General features: G+C 69.8%; 6 protein-coding genes. 1 reads left to right on the top strand and 5 read right to left on the bottom strand.

The window, feature by feature from the left end; all coding sequences use genetic code 11:
• From DW299_RS09945 to DW299_RS09935, 3 genes are all read right to left on the bottom strand, one after another.
• On the bottom strand, positions 1-5,012 hold a 5,012-nt coding region (locus tag DW299_RS09945), incomplete at its 3' end, for a beta strand repeat-containing protein (RefSeq protein ID WP_136036490.1).
• A 151-nt stretch (positions 5,013-5,163) separates the two neighbouring features.
• Complete coding sequence (locus DW299_RS09940) at positions 5,164-6,288, bottom strand: M24 family metallopeptidase (protein ID WP_136036489.1); 1,125 nt, start codon at positions 6,286-6,288, stop codon at positions 5,164-5,166.
• 50 nt (positions 6,289-6,338) lie between these two features.
• Positions 6,339-6,788, bottom strand: coding sequence for an iron chaperone (locus DW299_RS09935; RefSeq protein ID WP_136036488.1), 450 nt, complete (start codon positions 6,786-6,788; stop codon positions 6,339-6,341).
• Between the two features lie 137 nt (positions 6,789-6,925).
• Between DW299_RS09935 and DW299_RS09930 the strand changes: the two genes are divergently transcribed.
• Positions 6,926-7,348: an NUDIX hydrolase gene (locus tag DW299_RS09930; protein ID WP_136036487.1), complete on the top strand. Its 423-nt coding sequence runs from the start codon at positions 6,926-6,928 to the stop codon at positions 7,346-7,348.
• Positions 7,349-7,358: 10 nt separating this feature from the next.
• Here DW299_RS09930 and DW299_RS09925 read toward each other — a convergent pair whose 3' ends face one another.
• Together DW299_RS09925 and DW299_RS09920 are read right to left on the bottom strand one after the other, a co-directional pair.
• Positions 7,359-7,841 carry an aminoacyl-tRNA deacylase gene (locus tag DW299_RS09925; protein WP_206252146.1) on the bottom strand — a complete coding sequence of 161 codons (483 nt, stop codon included), beginning with the start codon at positions 7,839-7,841 and terminating at the stop codon, positions 7,359-7,361.
• Positions 7,838-8,335 carry a DNA helicase gene (locus DW299_RS09920; protein WP_136033719.1) on the bottom strand — a complete coding sequence of 166 codons (498 nt, stop codon included), beginning with the start codon at positions 8,333-8,335 and terminating at the stop codon, positions 7,838-7,840. The genes DW299_RS09925 and DW299_RS09920 overlap by 4 nt, the downstream gene beginning before the upstream one ends.
• Between the last annotated feature and the right edge of the window lie 79 nt (positions 8,336-8,414).

The following is an 8,414-nucleotide window of genomic DNA, read 5'->3' as shown; positions in this document are numbered from 1 at the left end:
GAGTTGTCGACCGAGCCGTTGTCCACGTCGGCCTGCGTGATCACATACGGTGCCGCCGTGCAGTTCGCAACCGCACCGGGGGCGAGCGTGGTGACATCACACGTCACCGCGCCGACCTTCGGGTCGTTCACCGTCACATCGGCCAGCGGGACGTTGCCGGTGTTGGTCACCGTGAACGTGTACGCGATCGTGTCGCCCACATCGGTCACCCCGTTGCCATTCACATCCACCGGGGCACCCGCGGTCTTCTCGATCGTCGAACTCGGAGCCGACGCCTCCGACGGCGTCGTCGTCGAATCCGGGTCGGACGGAACCGGGTCACCGTTCGGAGCCGTCCCCGACGCCGTCGCCGTGTTCGCCACCTCACCCGCAGCCTCATCCGCCGCCGTCACCGTGTACGGCGCCGACGCACACGAAGCGACCTCACCCGGCGCCAGCGTCGTCACATCACACGTCACCGCACCCACCTTGGCGTCCGTGACCGCGACATCCGTCACCGTCACGTTGCCGGTGTTCGTCACCGTGAACGTGTACCCGATCGTGTCACCCGCATCCGTGATGCCATTCGCATTCACATCCACCGGCGTCCCCGCCGTCTTCTCAAACGACAGCGCCGGCGCCGGCGTGACGACCGGAGTGGTCGTGCTGTCGGGGTCGGAGGCGACCGAGTCGCCGTCCGGGTCCGTGCCCGCGGCGGTCGCGGTGTTCGCGACCTCGCCCGCGGTCTCATCGGCAGCGGTGATCACGTACGGCGCCGCGGTGCAGTTCGCGACCGCACCGGGGGCCAGGGTGGTCACATCACACGTCACTGCGCCGACCTTCGGGTCGTCCACCGTGATCTCCGACACCGCCACATTGCCGGTGTTGGTCACCGTGAACGTGTACGCGATCGTGTCACCGGCGTTCGTGATGCCGTTGCCGTCGACGTCCACCGGGGCGCCCGCGACCTTGTCGATCGTGAGAGCCGCGGCCGAGGCGACGACCGGGGTCGTGGTGCTGTCGTCGGCGGTGGGGGCGGGGTCGCCGCCGGGGTCGGTGGCCGCGGCGGTCGCGGTGTTCGCCACCTCGCCCGCGGTCTCGTCCGCTGCGGTGATCGTGTAGGGCGCTGCCGTGCAGGTGGCCACGGCCCCGGGAGCGAGAGTCGTGACGTCACACGTGACGGTGCCCACCTTCGGGTCGTCGACGGCTACGTCGGTCAGTGTGACGGTACCGGTGTTCGTGACGGTGAACGTGTACGCGATGGTGTCGCCCTCGTCGGTCAGGCCGTCCGCATTCACGTCGACCGGTGTGCCCGCGGTCTTGTCCAGCACGAGCGACGCGGTCTGGTCGGTCGGGGTGCTCGTGGTGTCGGGGTCGGAGGTGATCGCGGGTTCTCCGGGCGGGGTGCCCGTGGCGGTGGCGGAGTTGTCGACCGAGCCGTTGTCGACGTCGGCCTGCGTGATCGTGTACGTCGCCGCGGTGCAGCTCGCGACCGCACCGGGAGCGAGGGTGGTCGCATCACAGGTGACCGCGCCGACCTTCGGGTCGTCCACCGCGACATCGGCGAGCGGCACGTTGCCGGTGTTGGTCACGGTGAAGGTGTAGGCGATCGTGTCGCCGGCGTCGGTCACCCCGTTGCCGTTGACGTCGACCGGAGCACCCGCTGCCTTGTCGATCGTGAGACTCGGTGCCGAGGCGACGACCGGCGTCGTCGTCGTGTCGGTGTTCGACGGGACGGCGTCACCGCCCGGGTCCGTGCCTGCGGCCGAGGCGCTGTTCGCCACCTCACCCGCCGTCTCGTCCGCGGCGGTGATCGTGTACGGTGCCGCGGTGCAGCTCGCCACCGCTCCGGGAGCCAGCGTGGTGACGTCACACGTGACGGCGCCGACGAGGGCATCCGTGACCGCGATGCCCGCCACCGTGACGTTGCCGGTGTTGGTGACGGTGAAGGTATACGCGATGGTGTCGCCCTCGTCCGTGATGCCGTTGGCGTTCACATCCACGGGGGTCCCCGCGGTCTTGTCGAACGACAGCGCCGGCGCCTGGTCGGTGGGGGTGGTCGTGGTGTCGGGGGTGGTCACGACCGGGCCGCCCGTCGGGTCCGTGCCGTTCGCGGTGGCGGAGTTGTCCACCGAGCCGTTGTCCATGTCGGCCTGGGTGATCACGTACGGGGCGGCCGTGCAGGTCGCGACTCCCGTCGGCCCGAGCGCCGTGACATCGCAGGTCACCGTGCCGACCTTGGGGTCGTTCACGGCGATGTCCGACACGGTGACGTTGCCGGTGTTGGTCACCGTGAACGTGTACGCGATGGTGTCGCCGACGTCCGTCGAGCCGTTCCCGTTGACGTCCACGGGCGTTCCCGCGGTCTTGTCGATCTCGAGGGCCGGTGCGGGTGCGACCACCGGAGTGGTGGTGCTGTCGTCGTTCGACGGGACGGCGGTGCCGCCGGGATCGGTGCCGGTGGCACTCGCGGTGTTCGCGACCTCGCCCGCGTCCTGATCCGCGGCAGTGATCGTGTAGGCGGGCGCGGTGCAGCTCGCGACCTCACCGGGAGCCAGGGTGGTCACGTCGCAGGTCACCGCGCCGATCTTCGGGTCGGTGACGGTGATGCCACTCATCGTGACGTTGCCCGTGTTGGCGACGCTGAACGTGTAGGCGATGGTGTCGCCCGCGTCGGTGATGCCATTCGCATTCACATCCACCGGGGCGGCGGCCGTCTTGTCGAACAGCAGTGCCGGGGCCTGCTCGGTGGGTGTCGAGGTGGTCGACTCGTTCGAGGCGATGGGGTCGCCGCTGGGGTCGGTGCCCGCCGCGGTGGCGCTGTTGTCGACGGCGCCGGCATCGGTCTCCGCCTGGGTGATGACGTAGGGCGGCGCGGTACAGGTGGCCACGGCGTCGGGTGCCAGGGTCGTGGCGTCGCACGTGATCGCGCCGAGCTTCGGGTCGGTGACGGCGATGTTCGCGATGGTGGTGTTACCGGTGTTCGTGACGGTGAAGGTGTAGGCGATGGTGTCGCCGGTGTCGGTGGTCCCGTTGCCGTTGACGTCGACCGGCGTGCCCGCGGACTTCACGAGATCGAGGGTGGACAGGGCCTGCACGGTGTCGGTCGTGCTGATCGGCGTCGGCTCCTGGGTGGAGCTGGCGCTGGCGGTGTTGGTGTACGAGTCGATCGTCTCCGGCGCGGGAGTGTCCACGGTCACCTGGTAGGTGACCACGAGCGATTCGCCCGGAGGGATCGTGAACGGATCCGTCGGTCCGACGAGCGACCCGGCGACGGGATCGCCGCCGACGAGGTCGGGGTTGGTCCCTCCCGCCGCGTTGTCGCGCACGGTGGTGCCCTGCGTGGCGACGGTGGACCCGGGCACATAGGTGACGCCCGCGGGGAGCACGTCGTCGACGGTGACGCCCGTCTGCGGGATCGTCCCGGCGTTGGTCAGCGTGATCGAGTAGGTCAGCGTCTGTCCGCCGTCGACGATCCCGTCGGCGTCGTCGTTCGTCTTCGCGATCTGCATCGCCGGGGGAAGCACCTCGATCGGTGCGGAGAACGAGTTCGCCGTCTCGCCCACGATGTTCGCGGAGAGAGCCCCCGGCTCGATCGTGTTGGTCTGGGCGCCGGGTGTGACGCCGATCACCGGCACGGTGATGGTGCAGCTTCCCGGCACGATCGCCCCGTTCGGCCCGGTGGCCGCGGGGATCGAAGCACCGCTCAGGCTGACGGTCGTCCCGCCGGGGGGCGCCGTGAGTGTTGCGGCGGTACATGTCGTCGTCGCCGTGCCCGTCGGTGCGATGCGGATGTTGGAGGGCAGGTTGTCGGTCAGCGCCGCCCCGGTGATGCCGGTGGTGGGGGCGAGGTTGGTGTTGTTGATCGTGATCGTCAGGGTGGTCGTCTCGCCCTGAGCGATCGGCGACTTGGCGAAGGACTTGGAACCCGAGAGCGGCGGCAGGCAGGAGAACGCGGGGGTGTGGCCGTCGGGAGCGTTCTGCAGGGCCGTCTGATTGGCGGTGTAGGTCCAGGTGGCCGGAGCCCCGGTGGTCACGAGCCGGTCCAGCGTGCCCGTGGGCGTGGAGTATCCGGCGATGTAGACCTCGTTGCTGATCGGCGAGGCCACGGGCACGCGCATGTTCGAGCCACCCGCGGTGAACGTCCGCAGCAGCGCCCCGGTCGACGCGTCGTACACGAACGTGTGTCCGGCCTCGCCACTGGCCACGAGGTAGTTGGTGTTGGGGACGAACGTGAGTCCGTGGATCTGCTCGGTGGTCGTGATGGTGCGCACGAGGGCCGACGGCGCGGTCCTGTTGCGGATCGGGATCGACAGGACGGTCTCGCTGGCGGCGGCGATGTACGTGGCGTTGACGGCGACCGTGTGCGCCGGAGCCGCTCCCGCGATGACGCGGGACGTCGTCGTCGAGGTGCTGCTCATGTCGATCACGGAGATCCCGCCGTTGGTGCCGTCGTCCTTGGCGACGAACAGCTCGTTTCCGTAGGCATCGACCCATCCCGGACGAGAACCGGCGGCGCCGACCGTGATCACGCGGGACACGGTGTTGGTCGCGGTGTCGATCACGCTGACGGTGTTGGACCCGATGTTCGAGATGAACACCTGCGAGCCGTCGGCGGAGCTCCACGCGCCGACCGACGCGGAGAACGACGGGTGGTTGATCGTCGTGACCGCGAGGGTCGCGGTGTCGATCACCTGTACGGACCCGTTGCCGTTCGCCACGTAGACCCGCGAGCCGTCCGGGAGCGACGTCACACCGTAGGGGGTGCCGCCGACGGGGATGTTCCGGATGTTCGTGTCGGTGCCGGTGTAGATCATCGAGACGGAGCCGGAGCCTGTGTTGACGAAGTACCCGACGCCCTCCGTACTCGTACAGGAGAACTGGAACTGGGCTTCGGCCGGCTTGGGCGGCGCGACGACCGTCACGAGGAGGCTGGCGAGCAGCGCGAGCAGGGCGATGATCGCCCAGCGGCGTCTCGTCTCGTTCAGTCCTGCAGTCGGCGCGATGAAATTGTGGTGTTCTGAGGCGAACATCCGACCCTCCGGCAACCCCCGCCAGATGGAATCAGCAATCGCCGGAGCACGGGGCTCCAGCACTCAGCAGGCCAGCCCCGCTGGAAATGCGACGATAGGTGACTTTAGGAATTCACCGTGATGACTTTAGGTATTCGCTGATAGCCGAAGGTCACTGCCGAGCGGCGGAGACGAGCGCGTGCGGGGCCAGGTTCACCCGCTCCGCTCCGGTGTCCGTCACGATCACGATGTCCTCGATCCGGGCTCCCCACCGACCGGGGAAGTAGATGCCCGGCTCGATGCTGAACGCCATCCCCGGCCGCAGCACGAGGTCGTTGCCGGGAGCGATGTAGGGCTCCTCGTGCACCGACACCCCGATCCCGTGGCCCGTGCGGTGCAGGAACGCCTCGCCCAGTCCGGCCTCGGCGAGCACCGTGCGCGCGGCGGCATCGACCTCGGCGGCCGTCGCCCCGGGACGCACGGCATCGACCGCGGCCTGCTGCGCCCGCACGAGCACGGCGATGCGTTCGGCCTCCTCCGCGCCGGGGTCGCCGACGACGTAGGTGCGTGTGCTGTCGGAGTTGTAGCCGCTGGGCACCGCACCGCCGATGTCGACCACGACGATGTCGCCCTCCTCGATCACCCGGTCGGAGACCTCATGATGCGGGTCGGCACCGTTCGGACCGGATCCGACGATCACGAACTCGACCGTGCGGTGGCCCTCCTCGACGATCGCGGCGGCGATGTCGTCCGCCACCTCGCGTTCCGTCCGTCCGGCGCGCAGCCACTCGGGCACGCGGCGGTGCACGGCGTCGATCGCGGCCCCCGCGCGTCGGAGCTCCGCGATCTCCGCGTCGTCCTTGATCATGCGTCCTTCGCGGAGCACCGGGGTCGCCAGCTCGACGCGCACTCCGAGGCGTTCCGCGATCGGCACCACGTGGAGCGCGGGCAGCGCGTCGGAGACCCCGACCCGCTGGACCTCCCCCGCCGCCGCGAGCACCAGGGCATACGGATCCTCCCCGTCCACCCAGTCGGCGATGGTCAGACCGAGTTCGCCGGCCGCGGTGCTGCGGATCTTCGCCAGCTCCATGCGCGGCACCACGATGGTCGCGCGCGCGTCGGGGGTGAGCACCAGCGCCGTGAGCCGTTCGATCGTGTCCCCCTCGACTCCGAGCAGGTACTGGAGGTCGGGCCCCGGTCCGACGACCACGGCGTCGAGTCCGGCGTCCGCGGCGAGCGCGGCTGCACGGGTGAGTCGGGAGGCGTAGACGGAGGCGGGGAACGGGGGAGTGCTCACGGTTCCACGGTAGTGCCGGGGTGCCGTCGCTGTCTCGGCCTCGGAGCGCTTCAGCTGATGGCCTGGCGCAGCCGGTCCGCGAGGAACTCCCGGTCCTTCGGCGTCAGGTCGATCACAGCGTACGCCGTGGGCCACACGGTGCCGTCGTCGAGGTTCGAGATCGGCTCGAACCCGAACGTCCCGTAGCGCACCTTGAACTTGCTCGCGGGCTGGAAGAAGCACAGCACCTTCCCGTCTCGACCCCACGCGGGCATGCCGTAGTACGTGCGCGGCACCAGGTCGGGGGCGACCTCGGAGACCAGGTCGTGCAGCTTCCGCGCCAGCGCCCTGTCGTGCTCGTCGAGCTTGTCGATGGCCTCCGTGATGTCGGCTTCGCCGGCCGCCCTCAGCTCCTCCGGTGACTTCTTGGCACGCGACCGTCGGGTGCGGGCCTCCTTCGCGGCGGCCTGCATGGCCTCGCGCTCCTCGGCGGTGAAGTTCTTCTCGTTGTCGGCGGCCATGGTTTCCGTCCTCTCGGTGTGGCTGATCTCCACAGAATAGGAACCATCCGAGCGCCGTCGCTTCTCGATTCGTGATCGATGTGCGCCGGCCGACACGTGGTCGGAGCGTGGCGTGCCCTGCGGATAGGGTGTGAGCCATGGACCTGCGCGTCGCCGCATACGGGGTCGTCACCGATGAGGGTGGCCGGCTCCTCCTGGCGCGCTGGATCGAGGGGCGTCGCACGGCGTGGACCATGCCGGGCGGCGGGCTCGAGCCGGGCGAGGCCCCGGAGGACGCGGTCCGCCGGGAGTTGCGCGAGGAGACCGGGTACACCGTGCGGGTCGGCGCGCTGCTCGGTATCCATTCGCGGGTGATCCCGGCAGGGCGGCGGGTGCATAAGGCGGCGGAACCACTCCACACACTGCGCATCGTCTACCGCGCCGAGGTCACCGGCGGACGGCTGCGCTTCGAGACCGAGGGCTCGACCGACAGGGCCGAATGGTTTCCGCTCGCGGCCGTCGCGGGGCTGCAGCGGGTCAAGCTGGTCGACATCGCCATCCGGATGGCGGGACTCGCCTGAGCGCTGGCGGTCAGCGCTCCTCGGGAATGGAGATGTCGGCGACGGTGGCGCCGTAGGCGGCGATCAGGTCGTCGGCGTCCACGAACAGGCTGTAACCGTGCGCACCCGCTCCCATGGCGATCCGCTGCCCGACGATGGACTCGTCGGCGTACACGGGCCAATCGGTCGTGCTGCCGATCGGGACGATCGTGCCCCGCTCATACCCCGTGGCCGCGAGGGCGAGCTCGGGTTCGGGCAGTCGCAGCTTGTTGACGCCGACCACGGCACGCAGCTTGGGCCACGAGATCGACCGACCGCCGGGGACCAGGGCGAACAGATAGGTGTCGTCGGAGCGCTTCACCACGAGGGTCTTCACGATGCCGGACGGCGGGATGCCCAGGATCTCCGCGGCCTCGTGCAGGCTGCGCGCCTGCGGCCGCTCGCGGATCTCGATGTCGAGTCCGCGGGCGGCCGCAGCATCCCGCACCCGCGCGTGCGGGTCGGGGGTGGTCACGCGTCGGGAGCCGACAGCGGGTCGTCGGCGACCCAGAGCTCGTCGTCGGCGCGGAGGGCCTGCCAGGCGGCGTAGAGCACTCCGACGGCCGCAGCCGCACCCAGCACGATCGCGATGACCGAGCCGAGGCCGGGGCCCTTCTTCGGAGCGACGGCCTTGCGGGCCTTGTATTCGATGCCCTGACGCTTCGCGTTGGCGACATCCCACGCGGTGAGCGCGGTGCCGACGACGCCGCCGACGATCGGCACGACCTTGTCGTCGACGACGTGCCTGCCGACCTTCACGCCGCGGTCGACCACGGGGGCGACACGACGGTTGTAGGTGTCCTGGACGGCGGGGACGAGCTGTTCCCGATTGAAGTTGCCGAGCTGACGGCCGGCCTCTCGGGCGACGTCGGCGGCGTGGCCGACGAGCACCTGCTGGTCCTCCCACAGCTGGTTGGCGTCCTTCTGAAGACGACGAAGCTGCTTCTTCCGCTTGCGGCTGAGGCTCACGATGCTCTCCTGTCCATTGGAGTACGGGTTCCCCATCTTGCCACGACACCCTGGATGGGGGGAGGGAATCGCCCGCCCC

The organism is Microbacterium sp. K35 (assembly GCF_004794375.1).
In the GTDB taxonomy this organism is placed as follows: domain Bacteria; phylum Actinomycetota; class Actinomycetes; order Actinomycetales; family Microbacteriaceae; genus Microbacterium; species Microbacterium sufflavum.
Note: the sequence above shows the minus strand (reverse complement) of the source record. Positions and strands in the feature narration are given on the sequence as shown.